This is a genomic window from Bordetella tumbae, assembly GCF_054780995.1.
In genome coordinates this window covers 1,123,297-1,148,029 of sequence record NZ_BAAGVG010000018.1, presented here as the reverse complement: position 1 = coordinate 1,148,029, position 24,733 = coordinate 1,123,297, and the positions used below count along the sequence as shown (strand labels likewise).

The 24,733-nt window shown below is 61.1% G+C and carries 24 protein-coding genes and 1 tRNA gene; 14 read left to right on the top strand and 11 right to left on the bottom strand.

Annotated features, from left to right (window positions below; translation table 11 throughout):
* Positions 1–212: 212 nt before the first annotated feature.
* The 8 genes from ACYVI2_RS20160 to ACYVI2_RS20125 all read right to left on the bottom strand — a co-directional run bounded on the left by ACYVI2_RS20160 (position 213) and on the right by ACYVI2_RS20125 (position 7,037).
* The gene (locus ACYVI2_RS20160; RefSeq protein ID WP_415821520.1) at positions 213–974 is read right to left on the bottom strand and encodes a CPBP family glutamic-type intramembrane protease; all 762 of its coding nucleotides are present in this window, start codon (positions 972–974) and stop codon (positions 213–215) included.
* Positions 975–979: 5 nt separating this feature from the next.
* Complete coding sequence (gene pth, locus ACYVI2_RS20155) at positions 980–1,576, bottom strand: aminoacyl-tRNA hydrolase (protein WP_415821522.1); 597 nt, start codon at positions 1,574–1,576, stop codon at positions 980–982.
* A 132-nt stretch (positions 1,577–1,708) separates the two neighbouring features.
* Positions 1,709–2,323, bottom strand: coding sequence for a 50S ribosomal protein L25/general stress protein Ctc (locus ACYVI2_RS20150; RefSeq protein ID WP_415821524.1), 615 nt, complete (start codon positions 2,321–2,323; stop codon positions 1,709–1,711).
* Positions 2,324–2,461: 138 nt separating this feature from the next.
* Entirely contained in the window at positions 2,462–3,412 is a 951-nt protein-coding gene (locus tag ACYVI2_RS20145) for a ribose-phosphate pyrophosphokinase (RefSeq protein WP_415806726.1), read from the bottom strand.
* 147 nt (positions 3,413–3,559) lie between these two features.
* A tRNA-Gln gene (locus ACYVI2_RS20140) sits at positions 3,560–3,636 on the bottom strand.
* A gap of 1 nt (position 3,637) precedes the next feature.
* Complete coding sequence (gene ispE, locus ACYVI2_RS20135; protein ID WP_415821526.1) at positions 3,638–4,567, bottom strand: 4-(cytidine 5'-diphospho)-2-C-methyl-D-erythritol kinase; 930 nt, start codon at positions 4,565–4,567, stop codon at positions 3,638–3,640.
* Positions 4,564–5,142: a lipoprotein insertase outer membrane protein LolB gene (gene lolB / locus ACYVI2_RS20130; RefSeq protein WP_415821527.1), complete on the bottom strand. Its 579-nt coding sequence runs from the start codon at positions 5,140–5,142 to the stop codon at positions 4,564–4,566. Before lolB ends, ispE begins: the two co-directional genes overlap by 4 nt.
* Positions 5,139–7,037, bottom strand: coding sequence for a tetratricopeptide repeat protein (locus ACYVI2_RS20125; protein ID WP_415821528.1), 1,899 nt, complete (start codon positions 7,035–7,037; stop codon positions 5,139–5,141). The genes lolB and ACYVI2_RS20125 overlap by 4 nt, the downstream gene beginning before the upstream one ends.
* Here ACYVI2_RS20125 and mutM point away from each other — a divergent pair.
* The 4 genes from mutM to ACYVI2_RS20105 all read left to right on the top strand — a co-directional run bounded on the left by mutM (position 7,036) and on the right by ACYVI2_RS20105 (position 11,187).
* Positions 7,036–7,863: a bifunctional DNA-formamidopyrimidine glycosylase/DNA-(apurinic or apyrimidinic site) lyase gene (mutM, locus tag ACYVI2_RS20120; protein WP_415821529.1), complete on the top strand. Its 828-nt coding sequence runs from the start codon at positions 7,036–7,038 to the stop codon at positions 7,861–7,863. The genes ACYVI2_RS20125 and mutM overlap by 2 nt on opposite strands.
* A gap of 307 nt (positions 7,864–8,170) precedes the next feature.
* Positions 8,171–9,124: an MBL fold metallo-hydrolase gene (locus ACYVI2_RS20115; RefSeq protein ID WP_415821530.1), complete on the top strand. Its 954-nt coding sequence runs from the start codon at positions 8,171–8,173 to the stop codon at positions 9,122–9,124.
* A 120-nt stretch (positions 9,125–9,244) separates the two neighbouring features.
* Positions 9,245–10,978, top strand: coding sequence for an FAD-dependent oxidoreductase (locus ACYVI2_RS20110; RefSeq protein WP_415821531.1), 1,734 nt, complete (start codon positions 9,245–9,247; stop codon positions 10,976–10,978).
* Between the two features lie 11 nt (positions 10,979–10,989).
* Complete coding sequence (locus ACYVI2_RS20105; RefSeq protein ID WP_415821532.1) at positions 10,990–11,187, top strand: DUF2783 domain-containing protein; 198 nt, start codon at positions 10,990–10,992, stop codon at positions 11,185–11,187.
* Positions 11,188–11,221: 34 nt separating this feature from the next.
* Here the strand turns inward: ACYVI2_RS20105 and ACYVI2_RS20100 are convergent, their stop codons facing one another.
* Positions 11,222–12,121: a LysR family transcriptional regulator gene (locus ACYVI2_RS20100; RefSeq protein WP_415821533.1), complete on the bottom strand. Its 900-nt coding sequence runs from the start codon at positions 12,119–12,121 to the stop codon at positions 11,222–11,224.
* A 96-nt stretch (positions 12,122–12,217) separates the two neighbouring features.
* Here ACYVI2_RS20100 and ACYVI2_RS20095 point away from each other — a divergent pair, with 96 nt between their 5' ends.
* From ACYVI2_RS20095 to ACYVI2_RS20080, 4 genes are read left to right on the top strand one after another with little or no spacing between them, the layout of a single operon-like run.
* Complete coding sequence (locus tag ACYVI2_RS20095; protein WP_415821534.1) at positions 12,218–12,895, top strand: HAD family hydrolase; 678 nt, start codon at positions 12,218–12,220, stop codon at positions 12,893–12,895.
* Positions 12,892–13,884 carry a tripartite tricarboxylate transporter substrate-binding protein gene (locus tag ACYVI2_RS20090; protein ID WP_415821535.1) on the top strand — a complete coding sequence of 331 codons (993 nt, stop codon included), beginning with the start codon at positions 12,892–12,894 and terminating at the stop codon, positions 13,882–13,884. Before ACYVI2_RS20095 ends, ACYVI2_RS20090 begins: the two co-directional genes overlap by 4 nt.
* Before the next feature lie 28 nt (positions 13,885–13,912).
* The gene (locus ACYVI2_RS20085) at positions 13,913–15,058 is read left to right on the top strand and encodes a DSD1 family PLP-dependent enzyme (protein WP_415821536.1); all 1,146 of its coding nucleotides are present in this window, start codon (positions 13,913–13,915) and stop codon (positions 15,056–15,058) included.
* 56 nt (positions 15,059–15,114) lie between these two features.
* Positions 15,115–15,510: a RidA family protein gene (locus ACYVI2_RS20080; RefSeq protein WP_415821568.1), complete on the top strand. Its 396-nt coding sequence runs from the start codon at positions 15,115–15,117 to the stop codon at positions 15,508–15,510.
* A 14-nt stretch (positions 15,511–15,524) separates the two neighbouring features.
* Here ACYVI2_RS20080 and ACYVI2_RS20075 read toward each other — a convergent pair whose 3' ends face one another.
* Positions 15,525–16,433, bottom strand: coding sequence for a LysR family transcriptional regulator (locus tag ACYVI2_RS20075; RefSeq protein WP_415821537.1), 909 nt, complete (start codon positions 16,431–16,433; stop codon positions 15,525–15,527).
* 191 nt (positions 16,434–16,624) lie between these two features.
* Between ACYVI2_RS20075 and hmgA the strand changes: the two genes are divergently transcribed.
* Complete coding sequence (hmgA, locus tag ACYVI2_RS20070) at positions 16,625–17,926, top strand: homogentisate 1,2-dioxygenase (protein ID WP_415821538.1); 1,302 nt, start codon at positions 16,625–16,627, stop codon at positions 17,924–17,926.
* Between the two features lie 14 nt (positions 17,927–17,940).
* Complete coding sequence (gene fahA / locus ACYVI2_RS20065) at positions 17,941–19,254, top strand: fumarylacetoacetase (protein ID WP_415821539.1); 1,314 nt, start codon at positions 17,941–17,943, stop codon at positions 19,252–19,254.
* A gap of 607 nt (positions 19,255–19,861) precedes the next feature.
* Here the strand turns inward: fahA and ACYVI2_RS20060 are convergent.
* Positions 19,862–20,596, bottom strand: coding sequence for a FadR/GntR family transcriptional regulator (locus ACYVI2_RS20060; RefSeq protein WP_415818220.1), 735 nt, complete (start codon positions 20,594–20,596; stop codon positions 19,862–19,864).
* A 254-nt stretch (positions 20,597–20,850) separates the two neighbouring features.
* On the opposite strand from ACYVI2_RS20060, the gene ACYVI2_RS20055 reads away from it, so the two are divergent.
* From ACYVI2_RS20055 to ACYVI2_RS20040, 4 genes are all read left to right on the top strand, one after another.
* Positions 20,851–21,768, top strand: coding sequence for an SMP-30/gluconolactonase/LRE family protein (locus ACYVI2_RS20055; RefSeq protein WP_415818222.1), 918 nt, complete (start codon positions 20,851–20,853; stop codon positions 21,766–21,768).
* 122 nt (positions 21,769–21,890) lie between these two features.
* Entirely contained in the window at positions 21,891–22,874 is a 984-nt protein-coding gene (locus ACYVI2_RS20050) for a TRAP transporter substrate-binding protein (protein ID WP_415818224.1), read from the top strand.
* 54 nt (positions 22,875–22,928) lie between these two features.
* The gene (locus ACYVI2_RS20045; RefSeq protein ID WP_415818592.1) at positions 22,929–23,435 is read left to right on the top strand and encodes a TRAP transporter small permease; all 507 of its coding nucleotides are present in this window, start codon (positions 22,929–22,931) and stop codon (positions 23,433–23,435) included.
* Positions 23,426–24,709, top strand: coding sequence for a TRAP transporter large permease (locus ACYVI2_RS20040; protein WP_415818226.1), 1,284 nt, complete (start codon positions 23,426–23,428; stop codon positions 24,707–24,709). Before ACYVI2_RS20045 ends, ACYVI2_RS20040 begins: the two co-directional genes overlap by 10 nt.
* The last annotated feature ends 24 nt before the right edge of the window (positions 24,710–24,733 follow it).

Here is a 24,733-nt window from a genome sequence, read left to right as displayed (position 1 = left end):
TGGGCCGAGTCGCGGCGATAGGCCCGGCGGGGCTTTTACACGCCGACCTCCTGCGCCAAAAGAACTCCAACCGACGCATGCCACAGACTACAACCATGACGTCCAAAAAAGCCCCCACGCCGCGCCTTCGGTTTGCTGCCCTCCGAGGGGGCGTTTTTGCATGGCCGCTATGAAAAAAGATTACAAAGAGCTAAACACGCTGAAACAACTGATTATCCCGCTCGATTCAATACCAGCATGATGATCAATATCGGGCCGGAATTGAAAATGCCATGCAAGAGAATGGCCGCGCCTATGCCCCGCCGCACGCGCATCCATCCCACCACCAAACCAGCCGACCATTGAGGCAAGACCAGCAAGGGCAACATCCAATAGGGAACATCGGCCAGGCGGAAATTGTTCAGATGCACCGCGGCGAATATCAGTGCGGATAGATGATAGACCCAGCCGAACCGCCAACGATAATAACGACGCCAGTCCATCTGCCAGCCTGACCGTTTGATACAGCCACGTCGCAGCGGCAGGCTGGCCAGCAATATGACCGCCACGGCCCATGCGATCGTCCATCCCTGCACGCCCCACAACAAAGGCGGCAGCATGGCAGGACATACCCATAGGGCCTGCCGGGGCCGGCGCAAGCCGTAGCGGAACAACATTTCCTCGATCAACGGCGCCCACAAGATGGCTGTCAGCCAGGGAATCGCGGCAGGGTCCATACGATGGGCTGCGCCACCGGAGTTCGCCGCCAGAACGGCGAGAGGCCCTAGTGCGATGAAATTCACCAGCCACAAAATCCCAGCCCAGGCGAGCAGACGGCCTAACGGGATTCCCGGCCACCAATCGCTGGCCAATCCACTGCTGGCGCGGCGGCCCGGCAATCGGCGCAAGTCCGGCTGGCGAAAAAAGTGCCAGAAATCAGCGAGCTCTTGCCGGAATCGCAGCTTGCCTTGCGGGGTGGCCAAGGTCGTGTTCATCTCGCTCAGGCCGAATTACCGCTATGCAGTTCGCGCGTAGCGCGCTCAATATCGCCATCCAGCATGGCCGGCACCACCACGCGGCAACGGCGAATCACCTCGTCGATAGCGGTCTGTTCGTCTCGGCGCGGCGGATGCAAAACAAAATCGGCGACTTGTTGCGCCAGGCCCAACGAACGAGGATGGCCGATACCGATACGCAGGCGCCAGAAATTCGGACTGCCCAGGGCGGCCTGGATGTCTTTCAGGCCATTGTGGCCTGCATGGCCGCCGCCTTGCTTCAGTTTCACCTGACCCGGCAGCAGATCCAGTTCGTCATGCAACACTAATACCTGTTCAGGCGTGAGTTTGTAAAACCTCGCCAATGCGCCCACCGACTGGCCCGAGCGGTTCATGTAGGTGATGGGCTTGGCCAACAACACGTTTTCGCCTGCGCGACGCGCTTTGGCGACCAAGCCAAAGAAGCTCTTTTCCAGGTTGAAGCTGGCATGCAAATCGTCGGCCAAATGGTCGGCCAGCCAGAACCCGGCGTTATGGCGGGTGGTTTCGTATTCCGGGCCAGGATTACCCAAACCCACGATGAGACGGATAGCAGTAGACATGGGGAGCATGATAAAGGGGAATGACTGTCTTTTGACTTTGCATCGCTGCAAGACAAAAAAACAAAACCCTGCGAATGCGAAAAGCATACGCAGGGTTTGCGCTGGTGCTCGGCTCAGGCCGAGAGCACTGGCTTAGGCTTCAGCGGGGGCTTCGCCTTCGCCTTCGTCAGCAGCAGCACCGCCGCCCTTGACCAGAGCCGTGGCCAACAACGGGTTGGCATCGCCACCGTGCGCCACGTAGGTCACGCCCTTGGGCAACTTGATGTCGGCCAAGTGCACCGAAGCGCCGCCCAGCAGGTCAGCCAGGTTGACTTCGATGAACTGAGGCAAGGCGGCCGGCAGGCAGGTGATTTCCAGTTCGGTAACCACATGGCTGATGATGGCGCTGCTCAGCTTGACCGCGGGCGATTCGTCGCCGTTGATGAAGTGCAGGGGCACCTTGGTGTGCAGGGCTTGGCCAGCATCGACGCGTTGGAAGTCGACGTGCAAGACTTGCGGCTTGTAGGCGTGCCATTGAACCGAACGCAGCAGAACGGGCTCTGCCTTGTTGCTGTCGACGTGCATTTGCAGGATCGAAGCGTGGAATTCTTCTTTGCGCAGGGCGTGGAAGATTTCGTTGTGGTCGAGTTCGATGTTCAGGGGGGCAGCCTTACCGCCATAAACGATGGCAGGAACGCGGCCCGCGCGGCGCAGGCGGCGGCTCGCACTCGAACCCTGGACGCTACGCGCAGTGGCATTGAATTTCATGGATGACTCCAGACAATCTGGCAGTGGCGACACTGCCGGTTAAGTGACACGGCACGCGACATGCGTACCGTGTTGTTCGCCCCCCTGCCGCGACCAGCAAGCGGGCAAATTCGAAAATGCGGACTGACGTCGATAACGTCAGTCGGTAAACAGTGAGCTGACCGATTCGGCGTTGGAAATACGCAGAATGGTTTCGCCCAGCAATGCCGCGCAGGACAGCTGGCGGATCTTGCTGCTGGCTTGGCCTTGCTCGGACAGCGGGATGGTGTCGGTCACGACCAGCTCGTCGAGCTCGGAGCCCTCGATGCGGTCGATCGCGCCACCGGACAACACGGGGTGCGTGCAATACGCGTAAACAGCACCGGCGCCACGGTCTTTCAGGGCCTGAGCGGCCTTGCACAGCGTGCCGGCGGTATCCACCATGTCATCCATGATGATGCAGGTACGGCCATCGACCTCGCCGATGATGTTCATGACCTCGGACACGTTCGCACGAGGGCGGCGTTTGTCGATGATGGCCAGGTCGGCTTCGAGCTGCTTGGCCAGTGCACGAGCACGCACCACGCCGCCGATATCGGGCGACACCACGACCAGGTTGGAGAAATTGCGGCGCCAAATGTCGCCCAGCAAAATCGGACCGGCGTAAATGTTGTCGACCGGAATGTCGAAAAAGCCCTGGATCTGGTCAGCATGCAAGTCCATGGTCAGTACGCGGTCAACGCCGGCGACCTGGAGCATGTTGGCCACGACCTTGGCCGAGATCGCCACACGTGCCGAACGCGGGCGGCGGTCCTGGCGGGCATAGCCGAAGTACGGAATGGCGGCAGTGATGCGGCCAGCCGACGCGCGACGCAGGGCATCTACCATGACCATGATTTCCATCAGGTTGTCATTGGTAGGTGCACAGGTGGGCTGTAAAACAAAAACGTCTTTGCCGCGCACGTTTTCGTTGATTTCAACCATCACCTCGCCATCGGAAAATCGGCCGACGGTCATTTTGCCGAGAGACATATCCAGATGGTTGACTACGTCCACAGCCAAGCGGGTGTTGGCTGTGCCGGTGAAGATCATGAAGCTGTCGTTTGCCATGATGGAAGCTGCTGCGATGGTCGGTTAAGACGCGAAAACGTGTACTGCTGTACGGAGATACACGCCGGAAACCCGGCAAATAAAAAAGCTGCTGAACCGAGGCCAGTGTCTGACAGGCGCGTTCAACAGCTTTTTTATTGAAATTTTTGGCTGGGGAGGAAGGATTCGAACCTTCGCATGCCGGAATCAAAATCCGGTGCCTTAACCAGCTTGGCGACTCCCCAACTATCTTGCGATCCAGTCCCGCAACGGATGCTCAGCCAACCCGGGACATACCCGTATCAACCTGAATCCGACTTGCGTGTTGCTAGTTAATTTACCAGCGACGCGCATTGTAGCGGTAATTTCGTGCTCCGCCAAAACGGCCTGGCTGGCTGTCGAAAACTGGGCGAACAAACACGCGCCAGACCCCGACATGCGGACGTGGAGACCACGCCCCGATAGCCACTGCGCTGCCTGAGAAACCTCTGGATAGCGCCGGTAAACCACCGGTTCCAAGTCGTTTCTGCCGAAAAATCCCGGTGCTGCCTGCGCTGCAGTGCCTGCACCAAAATTTTGTGAAGCAAGAAAGTCCGCTATTGTGACGGAAGAAGAATCCCTTGTCAAATCCGGATCGGAAAAAATATTTGCGGTGGGCACACTCGTGTCGGGCTGAGCCACTAAATAGGTCGCGGCAGGCAGGTCCAGGGGAGACAAGATTTCCCCGACCCCCTCGGCAAAAGCAGATTGTCCGAACACAAATACCGGGACATCAGCACCTAGCGGCAAGGCCAAGGCCATCAGCTCACGGCGTGACAGGCCCGTACCCCACAGGCGATTCAGTGCAATCAGCGTCGAGGCGGCATCACTGGAGCCCCCGCCCAGGCCGCCGCCTTGGGGAATCTGTTTTTCGAGAGCGATATTGACCCCCTGCCGAACACCGGCCGCCTGTTGCAACGCGCGGGCCGCGCGTACGGTGAGGTCTTGCTCGGGCGGTACGCCAGGTACATCCGAAACACGCTCGATACGGCCATCGCCGCGTGCCTCAAAATGCAGCGTGTCACATAGGTCTATGAATCGAAATGCCGTCTGCAGCAGATGATAACCATCGGCACGGCGGCCAACCACATGCAGAAATAAATTCAGCTTGGCCGGCGCCGGAACGTCATACATCATGGCTGATCAACTGCCAGCCGTACCGCAATGCGGCGGCCTGGCTCGACGCGCTGCAATACCAGCAGGCCCGGACCCTGCGTGTCGTAACGCGACAGACGGGCTTGCCAGCCGTTCTGCTGGAACGAAACGGGGTGGCCCAAGTCGTCACGCTGCACATCCGTGGCCGAGGTATCGGCGACACGGCCACGCATCCAATCGCGCAGATTCGATACGGGAATCGGGCCGCCGAGGGCTTCTTCAGCCAATTCGTCGGGGTTGCGGGCCTCGTAAACGGCACCGTCGGCCTTGGTCAGCGTGGCGTGTCCCGGACGGCCTTCGACGCGCGCCTGGATAGACCCTAATGGGGTAGTCAGATCCAGACGATAGCGGCTGCCGTCGTCGTGCCAGTCAAACCCGCCCTGCACGGCCTTTTGTTGCCCATCGGACTCTGTGACGGTGATCGCGAAACGGCCGTTACGGGAGAACGCACCGTTGTCCGTACTCATGGGTGCCTCGGGCACGCTGGTGCAAGCCGTCACCAAAGCGCAAGCCCCTGCAAACAACCAAGCGCGCAATCTTGTAAAGCTCCCGCTCATTTCGCGCCCTCAAGCTGCACGCCAAGCCGTTTGGCGGTGTCTAACAAGGTGCGGTTTTTCGGATCCTTTTTGAACCCGGCCTGCAGTAACTCCTGGGCTTTTGCGCGCTGTCCCCGGGTCCACAATACCTCGGCCCAGTGGGCGGCGATATCCGCCTCGGGCTGTTGCGCATAGGCGCGCGACAAGTAGTCTGCTGCCGCCTGGCTATCGCCCATACGGAATTTGACCCAGCCCATGCTGTCCAGCACAAAGGGATTGTCGGGCAGCAATTCCAGCGCCTGCGTAATCAGGTCCAACGCCTCGGGCAGACGCTCGTTGCGATCCGCCAGGGTATAACCCAAGGCGTTGTAGGCATGCGCATGATCGGGATCGAGCGCAATGACCTGCCGCAGCTGTGTTTCCAGTTCTTTGTAGCGTCCCTGACGTTCGTACAGCATCGCCAGTTCGTATTTGATCTCAATGGTGTCGGGCTGAGCCTGATTGGCCGCCTCCAGGACCTTGACCGCCTCGTCGATACGATCGGCGTCACGCAATATCTGCGCCTTGGTCAGCACGCCCTGGATCTGGTCGTCTTCGTCATTGGGCTGCGCGGCATCGACCATCGTCAGCGCCTCGTTCACACGCCCTTGTTTGGCGCGTAATCCCGCTTGACGCATCTGCGCGGAATAGCGCAGAGCCGGGTCGTCGATCTGGCCCAACTGCGAGATGGCCTCATCGTACTGACCCTGGTCCTCGGCGATACGCGAGAGCAGAACGCGCGCATCGGCCTCGGCGGCGCCCGCATCGGTTGCCCCTTCGGCGATGGCCTCCTGGCGTTGATTCTGGACGTCGAGATATTCCTGGAGCAATACGCGCGCCTGGTCTTTCCGGTTGGCCTTGTAAGCCAACTGTGCCTGCAGGTACAGCAGGTCAAAGTCCTCTGGTGCACGGCGCGACATCACCTGCAATTCGGCCAACGCCCCGTCGTAATCGCCCCGATCGGCGATCAGGCCCGCCAGCGACAAATGCAATTTACGGGCATCGGGGTGTTTGGCCAAAAAGGCGCGTGCCTCGCTTTCTGCACGGACCGGATCGACTCTCGCACCATATTCCAGTACGCGTTGCGCGGCGGCTTCCGAGCTCGGATCGGCCTGCAATGCAGCGCGCGATTCGGCCACAGCGCGGGCGTCTTCGCCGGCAGCTTGAGCCACATCGGCCAGCGCCAGATGCGCCTCGGGCAGCTTGCGCACCTCGGGGCTGAACGATTCATTCAAAATCCGCAGAGCCAGGCGGCGATCATTGAGGCGGCTGAGCACTCCGAGCGCCTGGGCAATCGCAGCGGGCTTGTTCGGAGAGGCATCGATGCGGTTGCGCAATGCTGCAGACAACCCCGTCGTTTCGCCATTGGCGGCAGCTAAAGCCAGCTCGGTGGAGCTGGCCTCCAGATCGCGAGGCGCCTGGCGTGACCAGGTGCGCGCGGCCGCTAAAGCGCCCGGCAAGTTACCGCCCGCAAGCTGGAATTCCAGCGCGCGACGCGCCAAGCGGGGATCACCGGTTTCCTGCGACAGCCCCAACAAGGTCGTTGCCGCCGTGTCGTACATGCCGCGTTGCGCCGCGATCTCGGACGCCATGATGCGAAAAAAGATATCGCCTGTCAGCGATACATAAGGCAGTTGGCCGGGCCGCAAGCGTATGACTTGGGTCTCTGGGCCTCGGGGCTGAGTGCCCATGCGCGGCCCTGTGGCATCGCCCGGAACGGCACCGGCGGCCAGCGCCGGTAATGGCTGTAAGCCGGCCAGCGCAAACGCCAGCACGGAAGTTAGGAAATGAACTGATTTGAATGACGACTTCACACGACCCGCCCGGTTAATGGCACAATCATCTGTACAACGTTTGATCATCTTACACTGGCTCATGCCGGAACTCCCCGAAGTCGAAACAACGCGTCGCGGAATCGACGCCGTCATTACCGGCAAGACACTGCGCCGCCTGGTCGTGCGCGAGGCCCGTATGCGTTGGCCTATCCCTGCTGAACTGCCCTCACTGCTTTCCGATCGTACGGTCCTGGAATGTGCGCGCCGCGGCAAATATCTGTTACTACGTTTCGAACATGGTACGCAGATTGTGCACCTGGGCATGTCGGGGTCGCTGCGCAGCGTGCCGGCAGACGAGGCCCCGCGTAAACACGATCACGTCGACTGGATCTTCGAGCACACTACGCTGCGGCTGCACGATCCGCGCCGTTTTGGCGCGGTGCTGTGGCATCCGGATAGCGATGGGCCGATCATTGCCCACCCCTTGTTGGCAAAGCTGGGAATCGAGCCGTTTGATCCACGCTTTGATGGAGCTTGGCTGTACCAGCAGTTTCGTGGCCGCAGCATGGCCATCAAGCAGGCTTTGCTGGCGGGCAGCGCCGTGGTCGGCGTGGGTAACATTTACGCTTCGGAAAGCCTGTTTCGAGCTGGAATCGATCCTCGGACGCCAGCCAGCCGGGTCTCTCTGGCGCGGTGCACGCGGCTGGCCGACAGCATCCGGGCCACGCTGGCCGATGCGCTGGCGTCGGGCGGCAGCACCCTGCGCGACTATGTGGGTGCGACCGGGCAACCGGGCAGCTATTTCGATATCCATGCCGCTGTCTACGAACGTGACGGCCAGCCCTGCCGGGTTTGCAGCACGCCTATCCGGCGATTGGCCCAAGGCCAACGCGCCACTTATTACTGCCCTCGCTGCCAACGGCGATAAGCCGCCCTCCGCGCCCTGCATTCCCTCCTGTCCCGGATAGCTCGCGCCTCCCCTGAGCGCAGAAGCAGGCTGTGCGCGAACGAGTTTGGGGACGGCCGTGCGCCCCCAATGACGCCTCTCTGCGGCGGTCCGCCCGGCACGGCGAACGACCATCCCGGATGGAGCCTGCTTACGCCTGCTCACCACGAACACGACGGACGTGCTTCGATAATTCGTTTATAGCGAACGTATTGCATAAAAACGAATTGCAATTTAATATTGCCTCCATCGCCGCGGCCCGTCGGCCGAAATAAAACAAGGAGACATCGTGAGCAAACAATTCGCTTCGCACGCTGACATGGCCGACAAGGTCGTGTCGTTCGACAAGCTTTCCGACAACGCCTACGCCTACACCGCCGAGGGCGACCCGAACACGGGCGTCATCATCGGCGACGAAGCCGTGATGGTGATCGACACTCAGGCAACGCCCGTCATGGCGCAGGATGTCATTCGCCGCATCCGCGAAGTCACCGACAAGCCGATCAAATACATCCTGCTGTCGCACTACCATGCGGTGCGCGTGTTCGGCGCCTCGGCCTATAACGCACAGGAAATTCTGGCCAGCCGCGACACGTACGACCTGATCGCCGAGCGCGGTGAGCAGGACAAGGCCAGTGAAATCGGGCGTTTTCCCCGCCTGTTTCGCAACGCTGAGTCCATTCCGCCCGGTCTCGTGTGGCCTACCATGACGTTTCAAGGCGCCATGACGGTGAATCTGGGCAATCTGGAGGTCCAACTGTTGCAAGTCGGGCGTGGCCATACCAAAGGTGACACCATCGCTTGGCTGCCAGAGCAAAAGATCCTGTTTGCAGGCGATCTGGTCGAATACCAATCCACGCCCTATTGCGGCGACGCCTATTTCCGTGACTGGCCCGGCACGCTGGATACGCTGGCCGGATTCAACGCTGAAAAAATGGTTCCCGGCCGCGGACCGGCATTGAAAAACGCCACCGAAGTCCGGCAGGGACTGGCTGGTACCCGCGCATTTCTGACCGATCTGTACAGCGCCGTGAACCGCGGGGTCGCCGATGGCAAAGATCTGAAGACGATCTACCGCGAGGTTTATGACTTCATGCAGCCTCGCTATAGCGACTGGGTCATCTTTGATCACTGCATGCCGTTTGACGTATCGCGTGCCTACGATGAAGCCTCCGGCTACGACGATCCGCGCATCTGGACGGACAAGCGTGATATCGAGATGTGGAAACAGTTGGAAGGCTGATCTGCCGAACAAAGGGTCGTAACAACAACATCTGCATCGCAAGGCTCACGCACGTCCCCCATCAGAGGGGGTGGCGACGGGCCGTGATGAGCGAAAACGCTCGTCATCAGGAGACCATGCGTGACCGATATCGATTATCAGGCGTTGGAATTCGCCTATTTAAAACACGCGGATCAGACAGCCCCCGCGCCCGCATCGCATCGCGTGATCGTGGTCGGTGCTGGCCCTGTCGGCCTGACGACTGCATTGGACTTGGCGCAGCGCGGCGTATCGGTCGTCGTGCTGGACGACGATTGCAAATTGTCCACTGGATCGCGCGCTATCTGTTTTGCCAAGCGTACCTTGGAAATCTGGGATCGCCTAGGTATAGGTGAGCGGATGACCAGCAAGGGCGTGTCGTGGAACGTCGGCAAAATATTTTTCCGCGACCAGGAGGTCTGGCGTTTTGATCTGCTGCCCGAGCACGGCCATCGACGTCCGGCCTTTGTCAATTTGCAGCAATACTATGTCGAAGGCTTCTTGTACGAAGCCGCTGCGGCCCACCCATTGATCGACCTGCGCTGGAAAAACAAAGTGGTGGGCGTCACGCAGCGGGCGAACGGCGTCGATTTGAGTATCGAGACACCTGACGGCTCGTATGAACTGCATAGTGAATGGGTGATTGCGTGTGATGGCGCACGCTCGCCCATCCGCAAACTGCTGGGCCAGGAAAGCCATGGCCGCGTTTTTAAGGATCGATTCCTGATCGCCGACGTGAAAATGCACGCCGATTTCCCGGCCGAGCGATGGTTCTGGTTCGATCCGCCTTTTCATCCGAATCAATCGGTGCTGCTGCACATGCAGCCTGATAATGTATGGCGCATCGATTTCCAGCTGGGGTGGAATGCCGACCCCGTAGAAGCGATCAAACCCGCCAATGTCCTGCCGCGCATTCGCGCTCTGCTGGGCGCCGAGGCGCAATTTGAATTGCAATGGGCGAGTGTTTATACCTTTGCCTGCGAACGCATGGACGCGTTTCGTCACGGGCGCATTGTGTTTGCGGGCGATGCTGCGCATCGTGTCTCGCCCTTTGGCGCACGCGGCGCGAACAGTGGCGTGCAGGATGCTGAAAACCTGGCGTGGAAATTGCAAGCGGTCCTGGCCGGCATCGCACCCGAAACATTGATCGATACCTATGCCTCGGAACGCGAACACGCCGCTGATGAAAACCTGTTGAACTCCACTCGATCGACCGATTTCATCACGCCCAAGAGCGCGACGAGCCGGCATTTCCGTAATGCGGTCTTGAACCTGGCGCGCGAACATCCTTTCGCGCGTGGCCTGGTCAATAGCGGACGGCTCTCGTTGCCCAGCACTTACGTAGACTCGCCGCTGAACACGCGTGATGCGGATGTGGTTGATGTCCACGCACTCGCTGGCCCCGAGGCTCCTCCAGAAAATGTCGCCGCATTTACAGGCCGCATGGTGCCGGGCGCCGTGGCGCTCGATGCCCCCGTTCGTGATGCGCAGGACAATGAATCCTGGTGGCTATCGTATCTGGATGGCCGCTTTGTGCTGGCGTTGTTTTGCGGCGCCGTCGCACCGGACAGCACAACGCTGGAGGCATTGCAACGTCTCGCGCACGGCGCCATGCCGGTGCGTATCGTATTGATCGGTGATGGCAGCGCGCCGTTGATCGTCCCCGATGACTTCACGGTTGTACAGGATGAGCATGCCTGCCTCACGCAACGCTACGATGCTCGCCCTGGCACCTGCTATTTATTGCGGCCCGATCAGCATATTGCCGCTCGCCGCCGTGAATTCGACGAGACCGTCATGAACGCAGCATTGCAACGCGCCCTGGGCCGAGCTTGAAGGAATCCATCATGCCCCTCATCGTTGAACCCAATTTACCCGCCCCGGACGCGTTCTACGAGACCTTGATCGATACGCATTGCGGCCTGACGGATGAACAAAGCGCCGAAATGAATGCCGCGCTGATTCTGCTGTTGGCCAATCATATTGGCGACATGGAGATCATCCGGGAGGCACTGCAGCGAGCGCGTCAGTCGGTGCAAGGTTGACGTCCTGCGACACGGAAGTGGGGCAGGACTGACTCTAGACAGTCTCGTCGAAGCATGCCAGCAACGCCTTGACCCGCGCACTGCGGCCTTTGCGACCCGGCACCAGCAGCATGACCGGAGCGGCCTCCAATTGCCAAGCTGGCAACACGCGTACCAGCGTGCCACGCGCCACGGCTGCCTCGGCATCCCATTGCGAGCGCACCACCATACCCATACCCTGTTCGGCCCAGGCTCGCGCCACATTGCCGTCGTTAGAGACGTAGGCGGCTGTCACCCGCACCGTCTCAAAAGCCTTTTGCCCCGCGGTGCGCCGGCCCGGCCGGCGAAAACGCCACAGGGTGACATCCTCGTCATTCTCACGGATGCAGATGCAGCGATGATGCAGCAGATCGCGGGGCTCGCGCGGCATGCCGAACGCTTGCAAGTAGTGCGGACTGGCACACAGCCAGCGCTCGTTGGCAGCCAGCCGCCGCGCCACCCACGACGAATCGCGCACCGCGCCGATATGCACGACGGCGTCGGCGTCGTGATAGTCCGGCCAGGGCGTTTCGCGCAAATCCAGTTGTACCCGCAAGCCCGGATAACGCTGCGCAAGGCGCGCCAACACCGGCGCGATGTGACGCCGTCCATAGCCGAATGGCGCGGCGACGCGTAGCGTGCCGGTCAGGCTGTTGTCGTCGCGCTGCAGCGCCTCGGGCAGGGCCTGCAGTTGAGCCAGCAGGACTGAGGCTTCCGCAGCAAAACGCTCACCCGCGGGCGTCAGGCTCAGACGGCGCGCGGTGCGCACCGCCAGCGCCAGACCCAGGGCCGTCTCCAGTTTGCGTAGCCGCATCGACAATGCGGGCGGCGTCACATTCAGTGCACGGGCAGCGCCACTCAGCGATGGCGCCTGGGCCAACGCGGCGATGAGCTCCAGATTCTCGATCCTGATCATTCAGCACAGCTTAACGATTGATGAAGAATCATTAAATCACAACGGGGTCAGCCTCGCCTATAGTCATCGCATTGCTCATCGACCTTGGAGTTCTTCATGTCTGCTGCGCCTGTTGCGTATCCACGTGCTGTGCTGTTCGACCTGCTCACGGCACTGCTCGATTCCTGGACCGTCTGGAATGCCGCCGCGGGGTCAGAACCGGTCGGGCGTGCCTGGCGCGCCGAGTACCTGCGCCTGACCTATGGCTGTGGGCGTTACGTGCCTTACGAGCAATTGGTGCGCGATGCCGCACGCACCGTTGGTTTGGCCGAGACCGCCCCCGCCGCACTGGAAGCGAGCTGGGACGGTCTGCCCCCATGGGACGGTGCTCGCACGCTGCTGCAGGCATTGCGTCCGCACTGCCGCCTGGCCGTCGTGACGAATTGCTCGCAACGGCTCGGTGAACGCGCTGCAGCGTTGCTGGGTATCGAGTGGGATACGGTCGTGACCTCCGAGCAGGCCGGCTACTACAAACCAGACCCCCGCCCTTACCAGATGGCGCTGGACATACTGGATGTGAAGCCGGCCGACGCGGCATTCGTGGCGGGCTCGGGATACGACCTGTTCGGCACTTCGCGGGTTGGTTTGCGCACCTATTGGCACAACCGCGTTGGCCTGGCCTTGCCGGACGGAGCACCGCAACCCGATATGCAGTCGTCCACACTGCAAGCCGCACTCCCCTGGCTGCAGACCTTTCAGACCACTGCCGCAGGACGTGCCGGAGATCGCTCATGAACCCGCTCCAACGCCTTGCGCTGCGACTGACTGCACTGTCTGGCCTGATGTTACTCGCGCTGCCAGCGGGCGCGCAGCAGGCCGATTATCCACAGCGCCCCATTACGCTGGTGGTGCCGTTTCCAGCCGGCGGCCCAAGCGACGCGCTAGCGCGTGGTTTTGCCCAACAGATGGGCGCACGATTGGGGCAGGCCGTCGTGGTGGAAAACGTCGGCGGCGCCGGCGGCACCATTGGCCTGCAGCGCGTGGCCCGCTCCGCCGCCGATGGCTATACGCTGGCCTTTGGCACGCTGGGCACGCACGTCGCCAACGCAGCCGTCTATCCGAAACTGCCCTACGACCCAGTGGCCGATTTCCAGCCGGTGGGGTTGGCCGGGTCGGCGCCCATGCTGCTGCTGGCTCACGCCGACTTCCCCGCCAACGACTTGGCGCAGTTTGCCGCCTGGCTGACCGCCCGGGGCAAGCAAGCCACCTACGGCAGCGCCGGCATCGGGTCAATTTCGCACTACGGCTGCGTGCTGCTTCTGGCTGCGCTCAAGCAATCGGCCACGCATGTTCCCTATCGCGGCGTGGCGCCGGCCATCAGCGATCTGATGGGTGGACAGACCGACTTCATGTGCGATCAGACCACCACCTCGCTGCCACAGATCGCGGGGGGCAAGCTCAAAGCCATTGCGATACTCTCGAACGAGCGGCTGGCGCAGCTGCCCGGCGTCGGCACGGCAGCGGAAGCTGGCTACGCGCTGGACGTACGTTCCTGGAACGCGATCTTTGCACCGCGCGGCACGCCCGAATCCGCCATGGCGCCGCTGCGCCAGGCCTTGCAGGCAGCTGCGGCCGATGCCAAATTCGGCAGCCAGATGCAGGCGGTAGGTGTAGACCTCCCGCAAAACGACGCCGCACAGCCGCAGGCAGTGACTACACTGATCGAACGTGGCCTGCGCGAAGATGTACCCGCCCTGCGGGCCAAGCAGGAATTCCTAGACTGAGGCGCCCCGCGCCACGATACGCTAACTCATGCCCCATTCCACTCATCCCCTCGCCCCTCTGGATACGCCTGCCGCCATCATCGACGTGGCGCGCATGCAGGCCAACATTACCCGTATGCAGCAACGCATGGACACGCTGGGCGTGACCCTGCGGCCGCACGTCAAGACCAGCAAATGCATACCTGTCGCTCAGGCTCAACTGGCCGCGGGCGCACGCGGCGTGACCGTGTCCACACTCAAAGAAGCCGAGCTGTTTTTCGAGGCCGGCGTCACCGACATTCTGTACGCTGTGGGCATGGCCGAACACCGCCTGCCGGCCGCCCTGGCACTGCGCCGGCGCGGCTGCGACTTGAAGATCATCACCGACAATGCCGCCTCGGCACAGGCCATCGCCGCGTTTGGACGCACGCACGGTGAACGCTTCGAGGTCTGGATCGAAATCGACACGGATGGCCATCGCTCCGGCATCAAACCGGAAGACGCCGCGCTGCTGGAAGTGGGCACGGCGTTGCACGAAGGTGGCATGCAGTTGGGCGGCGTCATGACTCACGCCGGCTCCAGCTACGATCTGGATACTGCATCGGCACTGGAGGCCATGGCCGAGCAGGAGCGCGCCGGCTGTGTACGCGCGGCCGAACGCCTGCGCGCCGCCGGCTTGCCCTGCCCAGTCGTCAGCGTGGGCTCAACGCCGACTGCACTGTCGGCCGTACAACTCCAAGGCGTGACCGAAGTGCGCGCTGGCGTCTATGTCTTTTTCGACCTGGTGATGCACAACATCGGCGTATGCCGCACTGACGAACTGGCACTCAGCGTGTTGACCACGGTAATCGGACATCAGACCGAAAAAGGCTGGGTCATCGTTGATGCCGGCTGGATGGCGATGAGCCGCGACCAAGGCACGCGCAAGCAAAAGCACGACTTCGGCTACGGCCAGGTGTGCACGCTCGACGGCGAGCCGTTGCCTGGGTATACGGTCATCGGCGCCAATCAAGAACACGGCATTGTGGCGGCCGCCACATCGGCAGGCGCGGATATCGCAGCGCAGTTTCCGATCGGCACGCGCCTGCGCATCCTGCCCAACCACGCCTGCGCCACCGGTGCACAATTCCCGCAATACCATGCCTTGTCGCCTGATGGCGGCCTGCAGGCCTGGGACCGCGCGCACGGTTGGTGAACACCATGTCCACGATCACTGATGCCACCACCACCACGGCGGGACAATCGCGTACCATGCCCGGCCCAGACGCCGAGATCCGATATGTCTCGCCCAGCACGCTGGCCACGCCCGGCGGCCACTACAGCCATGCCTGCGTCGCCAACGGCATGGTCTATGTTTCCGGCCAGTTGCCGATCCGGCACGACGGCGTGAAACTGGCTGACGCCTCGTTCGAGGATCAGGCACGCCAGGTCCTGGCCAATGTCGCCGCCGCACTGGAAGCGGCCGGCAGCGGCATCGACCGCCTGGTGCAGGTGCGGGTATATATCGACAGTGTCGAACACTGGCCGGCCTTCAATGCGGTGTACGCCGAATGGGCGGGAGCGGCGCGGCCAGCGCGCGCCATCGTGCCCACCGGCCCGCTGCATCATGGATTCAAGGTGGAAGTGGAAGCTGTCGCTAAAGCCTGAGTGCGCCCGCAGGCTCAGGACGCGTCGGCGAACGTATTGATCGTCATCGCGCGCAGCCATTGATTGCCGCCATCTCGATGAAAGCGCCGATGCCAATAGAGATTGGTCTGCAATGCCGGTACACGCAACGGCGGCGTCAGGAGCCCTAGTTGGAAATGTGTGGCCACCGTGTCGGCCAGTTTTTTAGGCACCGTCGCGAGCAAGTCGGTCGTGCTCACGATATAGGGCACGGCCGAAAAATGCGGCACGCTGAAATGGGCATCCAGCGCTACCCCGGCCTTTTCCAACGACTGATTCACCTGACCATACGGCGCTGCGTGCGACACGACCAAATGCCGTTCGGCGCGAAACGCTTTCAAACTCATCCCCTCGTGTGCGGTGGGATGGCCGCGCCGAAAGAGCGTCGCGTAACCCTGGCGAAACAACATGCGCTGCATAAAACCGCTGCCCAGGTCTTCGAATGCGCCTATCGCCAGATCAACGCGGCCCGCGTCCATTTCTCTACGCAAATCCGCGCCCGACAGCCGCAGCGAATCAATACGCACGCCCGGCGCGTGATGCGCACATTGCTCCATCAGCCTGGGCATAAAGTGAATCTCGCCCACGTCTGACATGGCGATGCGAAAACGCCGCTGACTGTCCGCCGCGCGAAAATCGTGTGTCGCATCCAGCGTGTGCGACAACAGCGCCAGCGCCTCGCCCACCGGCCCGCCCAATCGTTCTGCCTGAGGGGTGGGCTGCATGCCGTGCGCGGTGCGCACGAACAACTCGTCGCCCAGCACCGTACGCAAGCGCCGCAATGCATTGCTGACCGCCGGCTGAGACAGATCGAGCCGCCGGGCGACAGCCGAGATATTGCGTTCCTCCAGCAAATGCTGAAACACCACCAGCAGATTCAGATCGATATTGCGCAATTCAGCCATCGTTTTCCTTGAGCTGGCCTCAGCCAAACCACCATTCGACGATAGTACCAATATTCATGAAATTTATAGTCGATATTTTTTTATTCCCGTAGCCACGGCTCTACTTTTTTCCGACAATGAGACCTGCATCACGGCGCCCCCCCGGCCATTCACACACGGCCAACCCATACGTGCGCCAGGAGACTCACATCATGTCCTTGCAATACCAATCAGGCTTTGGCAACGACTGGGCCACGGAGGCCTTGCCCGGCGCATTGCCTATCGGCCGCAACTCCCCTCAGCGTTGCCCTTATGGCCTCTATGCCGAGCAATTGTCGGGCACGGCCTTTACCGCCCCGCGTTCCGAAAACCGCCGTTCATGGCTGTATCGTATCCGGCCCGGTGCACAGCACCAGCCGTTTGAGCCGTTCGGCGCAGCCTCACGTTGGCTCAGCGACTTTGGTACAGACCCCGTCACCCCCAATCAGCTGCGCTGGAGTCCGTTGGCCATTCCGAACAGTCCTACCGACTTTATCGAAGGCGTGCAAACCTGGGGCGGCAACGGCTCTCCGGGTGAGCAAAGCGGTGTCGGCATTCACCTGTATACGGCCAACCGCTCCATGCAGGGGCGTTTTTTCTATAACGCCGACGGCGAGCTCCTGATCGTGCCGCAACAAGGGCGGCTGCGCCTGGTCACAGAATTGGGCATCATCGAACTCGAACCCCAGGAGATCGCCGTCATCCCTCGAGGCGTACGCCTGCGCGTGGAGCTCCCTGATGGCGAGGCTCGCGGCTATATGCTGGAGAACTTCGGCGCAGCGCTGCGCCTGCCGGAGCTCGGGCCGCTGGGATCGAATTGCCTTGCCAACGCCCGCGATTTCCAGACGCCTGTCGCCTGGTACGAGGACATCGATGGCGACTTTGAATTGATCGCCAAGTTCACCGGCGGATTCTGGCGCGCCAAGATTGACCATTCCCCGCTGGACGTCGTCGCCTGGCATGGCACACATGCTCCGTATAAATACGACCTGCGCCATTTCAACACCGTCGGCTCGATCAGTTTCGATCACCCGGACCCTTCGATTTTTACCGTCCTGACTGCACCGTCCGACACCCCGGGCACCGCCAACATGGACTTCGCCATTTTCCCGCCGCGCGTGCTGGCCATGGTAGATACATTCCGTCCGCCCTGGTTTCACCGCAACGTCGCCAGCGAGTTCATGGGATTGATTCACGGCGTCTACGACGCCAAAGCCGAGGGTTTCGCCCCCGGTGGGGCGAGCCTGCACAACTGCATGAGCGGCCACGGCCCCGATGCGGAAACCTTTGAAAAAGCCAGCGTCGCCGACACCAAACAAGCGCATTACATCCGCGATACGATGGCCTTCATGTTCGAAACACGCCGCGTCATCCGGCCTACCGGCCAAGCGCTGGCCTGCGCTGAACTGCAAAGCGACTACTACCAATGCTGGCAGGGCCTGAAAAAACACTTCACGCCTTCCACCCCTAACTGATTGATACGACGCCCATGACCACTCTGAACGAAACCCACGACGCCGCCCTCACCAGTTGGGTCGCCAGCGCGAACGACGACACGACAGGCTTTCCGGTACAAAATCTGCCCTTTGCCGTATTCCGCAAACGCGGCTCCTCGGAAGCCTTCCGCCCCGGCGTCGCCATTGGCGACCAAATTGTCGATCTGGCCGCGTTGGCCAAACTGAACCTGTTCGACGGCCAGGCCGCCGCAGCGCTGAACGCCTGCACGGCAGACAGCCTGAACGCCCTGATGGCGCTGGGCCGTACCCACTGGAGTGCACTGCGCCTGTCGCTATCGCGCGCGCTGCGCACCGGTTCGACCTTGCAGTCGCAGATCGAGCCCTTGCTGTTCGCCCAAAGTGACGCCGAATACACCACACCCGCGCGCATCGGCGACTACACCGACTTTTATATCTCGGTGCATCACGCCACCAACATCGGCAAACAATTCCGCCCCGACAATCCCCTGCTGCCCAACTACAAATGGGTGCCCATCGGCTATCACGGCCGCGCCTCCAGCCTGGGCGTCAACCAACAGTTCCCGCGGCCCGTCGGCCAGACCCGCCCAGCCGCCGAAGGCGAAATGCCTCAATTCGGTCCTTGCCAACGCCTGGACTACGAACTGGAACTCGGCGTATTCGTAGGCACAGGCAACGAACAAGGCCACCGCATCCCGCTGGACCAAGCAGACGAACACGTCTTCGGCCTCTGCATCCTAAACGACTGGTCCGCACGTGACATCCAGGCCTGGGAATACCAACCGCTGGGCCCATTCCTGTCCAAAAACTTTGCCTCGACGATCTCGCCGTGGATCGTCACCCTCGAGGCCTTGGAGCCCTTCCGCACCGCCTTCACGCGCGCAGCCGGCGAGCCGCAACCCCTGCCGTACTTGGCCTCGGACACCAACCGAGCCCAGGGCGCCTACGACGTGCAAATGGAAGTACTCATGACCACACAGGCCTCCCGCACCGCCCAACATGCGCCTGCCCACCTGTCGGCCAGCAACTTCCGCGACGCTTACTGGAACATCGCTCAGTTGATCACGCACCACACCGTCAACGGCTGCAACCTGCAACCTGGCGACCTGCTCGGCACCGGCACCCTGTCCGGCCCTGAACCCGACCAAGTCGGCTCCATCCTGGAACTCACCCAAGGCGGCAAAACCCCCATCACCCTTCCGTGGGGCGAACAGCGCACCTTCCTGCAAGACGGCGACCAAATCATCATCCGCGCCGAATGCCGCAAACCCGGCTATCCGCGCATCGCCTTCGGCGAATCCGCCGGCACCGTCCTGCCTGCCCGGTAATCGTCTGTATCGCAGACGACCCGCCATTCAGCAATCACCGCCCGATGCTTTCATCGGGCGGGCTTACAGAGACGCGATTGCGCATGTCAGTGCACATCGTGAACCGATGGCTTTCATCGACACGCAAGACGATCGCGAATACTCCCGCACATCAGATCTGACCGCCATGCGGGGCAAACGGGCCGCCGATTCGAGATACCTCCACACGCTCTGTGCATGATCGTTTTCGTTGGGCGCGCAGGGCGCTCAACGAAAACAGCCCCGCAAGATCATCCTCTTTGCCACCACCGGCGCGCAAAAACGCCAAGCAAACAAAACGTGCCAGCGATGCAGGGAGCTCTAATTGCCGCCAGTCGAGCCGAGGCAATCGGGCCGGGAGGCCGCCTCAAAGCCAAGCGGAGCGGATGCTGAAGGTAGGCCCGAACGGGCCGGACGAAGCGAGCGAACGCGGTGTCCGGCGCCCGCGCGCCGGACTGGCTTTGCGAAGGCCTCCCGGCCCGATTGCCTCGGCTCGACGTCCATAAGAACATCCGCCCTCGCAACCAAAACGGAATAAACAGCACACGCACTGCATACGCAACGCACACATGCGCACAGACAGACACCCCTACCGCGTCTGCCCCCTCCTCAACCTCTCCCGGCTATTACTCAAATGCGTCCGCATAGCCGCCCGAGCCGCATCCGGTTCCTGACGCGAAATCGCGTCATAAATATCCTCATGCTCCCGATTAACCCGAGCCAGATACTGCTCCCGGTCCTCATCCGCAATACGCGCAGAATTAATCCGCGCCCGAGGAATAGCCGCCGACCCCAAATGCGACATCAGATCAGCAAAATAACGATTGTCCGTCGCTTGTGCGATCAGTAAATGAAACCTGAAATCGGGCGTAATCGTATCGCCCGCATTCCCCAGGCTATGGCGGAACTCATCGAGCGCCACCCGCATATCCGCCAACTGCGCATCCGTACGGCGCATCGCCGCCAACCCAGCCGCCTCGCTCTCCAGACAGATACGCAATTCCAGCAACACCAGCACATCACGCACCGTCGCCAGATCCGCGGGATCCACCCGAAAATCCGCTCCGCCGCTGGGTTCCAGCGCATAAGTCCCAATACCGTGATGCGTCTCGACCAACCCCGCCGCCTGCAAACGCGACAAAGCCTCGCGCACCACAGTACGGCTGACACCGAATTGCCGCATCAATTCGGACTCGGTCGGTAATTTTTCACCTGGCCGGATTTGCCCACCCCGAATACGTTCGGACACGTCCTCAACCAAGCCTTGCGCCAGATTGCGCGGCCGACGCGGCACAGAAACCGGCCAGTCTGCGTTGTTCGTCATCAAGGGATATCCCGAGTAATACTGCGCTTGACGTGAAAATTCTGGCCTCATTATACTGCCCGAAGTTGTACGACAACGTATCTGTTTCACCCAGGATATCTGTCGGCGTTCACGTATCACTCAGTCTGTCCCTTGCTTCTGCTACACCGCCGGAATGCTTGAATGACTCTCGTTACTGAATCACCCACGAACACCCGACACTACCATCGCTCGCTGACTAGCCGGGCGGTGGGCATTCACCTCAGAGACCACCCATGAACACCCAGCCCCAAGCAGAACGGCTGGGCAGCATGCTATGCACCGTGGGCGAAAGCCCCGTCTGGCGTGCCAGTGACCAGGCCCTGTATTGGACAGACATCCCGGCACGCCGCCTGTGGCGCTACGATCCCGCCCAAGGATTGGCACATCACTGGCTGCTCCCTGAAATGGCGGGCTGCATTGCGATGCACGGCACGGGCTGGCTGGCTGCCATGGAAAGCGGCCTCTATGCCTTGCCAGCAGTCACCGCGTCACCCAGCACCGGCAATAGCGTTTCTGAAACAACACCGCTGCCTGCGACATCGCTGGCCCTGGTCACGCACGCGGCACCCGACATGCGCTTTAACGACGGCCGCTGCGACCGCCAGGGCCGTTTCTGGGCAGGCACGATGGTCCAGAACATGGCACTGGGCCACGACGCTGGCCGGTTATATCGCTACGCGGGCGGTGAGCTCAGCATCCCCTTGCCCATGACATTCATCGTGCCTAATGGCATGGCCTTCAGTCCCGACGGCCGCACCATGTATGTGTCCGATTCGCACCCGGATCGCCAAACCGTATGGGCCTTTGATTACGACATCGACAACGGCGTGCCGCATCATGGCCGCGTCTTCATCGACCGCCTGCCAGCCGGCCGCCCCGATGGCGCAGCCGTGGATCAAGACGGCGGCTACTGGATATGCGGCAACGATGCCGGCATGCTGTACCGCTACACCCCGGCAGGCAAACTGGATCGCAGCCTGACACTGCCCATCGCCAAACCGGCCATGTGCGCTTTTGGCGGCGCCGGCCTGGACACACTATTCATCACCAGCATACGTCCCCCTCACGTCGCTCCAGACGCGCTGGATGGCGCGCTGTTCGCCCTCACACCTGGCACCCGCGGCCTGGAGGAACCCGCTTTTATCGGCTAGCCCCCGAGTGACTGACTCATAACGGGCCAACACCCATGGCCCACTTGGCACCAACGTAGTGCCCGCAGCGTTTTTTCCACAAGAAACCTGATTACGCCCCACTCCTAAGCCGGAGGTAGACAATGTTGTGCTTTACCCTGAAACGCGCCACCGTGGCCGCGTTGACTGCTGCGTGCCTGTCCGCAGGTGCATCCCTTCATGCCGAAACGCTGCGCTCGGCGGACATCCACCCTGACGACTACCCCACCGTACAAGCCGTACGCCACATGGGCGAGTTGATCAAACAACGGACCAACGGACGCATCGACGTCAAGGTCTATGCCGGCGGCACACTGGGCCGCGAAGAAGACTCCATCGAACAAGTCAAAATGGGCGCGCTCGCCATGACGCGCGTCAGCAGCGCCGCGATGCACAACATCTGCGAAACGACACGCGTGCCGTCGCTGCCCTTTTTATTCCGGTCCAAAGAACACCTGCACAAAGTGCTCGATAGCGACATCGGCGAACAAATCCTGAAATCCTGCGAAAACGCAGGCTTTGTCGGGCTAGCCTGGTATGACAGCGGCGCACGCTCGATGTACACGCGCAACAAACCCGTCAAGACCAAAGACGACATAAAAGGCATGAAGATCCGCGTCCAGCAATCGGATCTGTCAGTCGCCATGGTCGAGGCACTGGGCGGCAATGCCACCCCCATGTCCATGGGCGAGGTCTACACGGCATTAAAGACCGGCCTCGTGGATGCCGCAGAAAACAACTATCCCAGCTACGAAAGCGCACACCATTATGAGGTGGCCAAGTATTACTCTCTGACCGAACACACTATGACACCGGAAATCCTGCTGTTTTCCAAACGTCAATGGGACAAGCTGTCAGATGAAGACCGCAAGATCATTCGCGATGCCGCGCGCGAATCGGTGCCCTACATGCGCAAGCTATGGAGCGAACGCGAGAACACGTCGCGCGCCATCGTCGTCAAAGCCGGTTCGGAAATCATCGAACCCGATAAGGCCTCGTTCCAGGCGGCCATGAAGCCCGTCTATGAACGCTTTGTCACGACGCCAGAGATGAAAGATCTGGTGGCTCGCATCCAGGCAGTTAAATAAGGAAGAGCCATGTCTGCCCAAACGCTTTCATCCACGGAAAGCAGCGGCAGCACAATGTCACGGGTATTAAATGGCTACGCACGTCTGTGCGCAGCCATTGCCCGGCTATGCATGGTGCTAAGTGTGATCGGAGTGATATGCCTGGTCGCCGCTGTCTCGTATCAAATCTTCGGCCGTCACGTGCTGAACAACACACCGACCTGGGCCGAGAGCCTGTCGCTGCTGCTGGTGCTGTACGTCACGATGCTCGGCGCGGCAGTGGCCGTGCGCGATGCAGGCCATATCGGTTTTGAGTCCCTGGTCAATCTGCTGCCCGAAGCCGGCCAGCGACGCCTGCAAATCGTCATCCATTTGCTGGTGCTGCTGTTCGGTGCGCTCATGGCGTGGTACTGCGGCCAGCTGGCCGAGTCGGTGCACAGCTACAAGATCCCCAACCTGGGTTTGTCCGAAGGCTGGAAATACGCGCCCGCCACGTTATCCGGTGCATTGATCGTGTTGTTTTCGATCGAACACATCATTGCGCTGCTGCGCAATCAAAAGGTGGTACCCGCATGGCATTGACTCTACTTTCATTGACGTTCATCGGCTTTCTGGTCATCGGGGTGCCGGTAGCCTTTGCCATCGGTCTGGCCTCGATATCGGCCATCGTCTATGAGGACCTGCCCATCGCGGTGGCTTTTCAGCAGATGACCTCGGGCATGAACGCCTTTTCGTTCCTGGCCATTCCGTTTTTTATCTTCACCGGAGAATTGATGTTGTACGGCGGCATTGCCGACCGTATTGTCACGTTTGCCAAATCCGTGGTCGGTCACGTGCGTGGCGGGCTGGGAATGTCCAACGTCCTGGCTTGCACGCTGTTCGGCGGCGTATCGGGGTCACCAGTTGCCGACGTCTCGGCCATGGGCTCCGTCATGATCCCGATGATGAAACGCGAGGGCTATCACGCCGATTACGCGGTGAACGTCACCACGCATGCGGCATTGGTCGGCGCGCTGATGCCTACCAGCCACAACATCATCATCTATACCCTGGCTACCGGCGGCAAGGTCTCCATCGCCGCATTGATTGCCGCCTGCGTCGTACCGGCGGTCATCCTGACGCTGTGCAACCTGGCGGCAGCCTATCTCGTGGCCCGCCAACGCGGCTATCCTGCAGGCACCTTTCCCGGATGGGCCATGGTGGTGCGATCGCTCGTGTCGGCGGCACCGGGATTGTTCGTGATCGTGCTGATCATTACCGGCATTCTCAGTGGCGTATTCACGGCGACAGAATCTGCCGCCGTCGCCGTCCTGTATTCACTGGCGCTGACCGCACTGGTGTACCGGTCGCTGAGCTGGGATCAATTCATCCGTGCAGCTGCCAAAGCCGTCAAGACCACGGGCATCGTCCTGTTGCTGATTGGTATTTCAGCCACCTTTGGCTATTTGATCGGGTTCTACGGCGTCGCAGAAAAGACCGGTGAACTGATGGGCTCGATCTCCACAGAGCCCTGGGCCATTTTCCTGATGGTCAACATCGCGCTGTTTCTGCTGGGCACCTTTCTGGATATGGCGGCGACGATCCTGATCTGCACGCCGATCTTTCTGCCGATCTGCATGCAGTACGGCATGAGCCCCGTGCAATTCGGCGTGGTCATCTTGTTGAATTGCGCGCTGGGACTGAACACGCCCCCGGTAGGTACGGTGCAGTTTGTGGGATGCGCCATAGGAAAGGTATCGGTAGGCACCGTCATGCGCACCATCTGGCCGTTTTATGGCGCGCTGATTGCGGCGTTGGCACTCGTGACCTATGTGCCGACATTCTCGTCGTGGTTACCCGACCTGCTGTTCAAGTGAGCGTGAGACACACCGCGGCGGCAG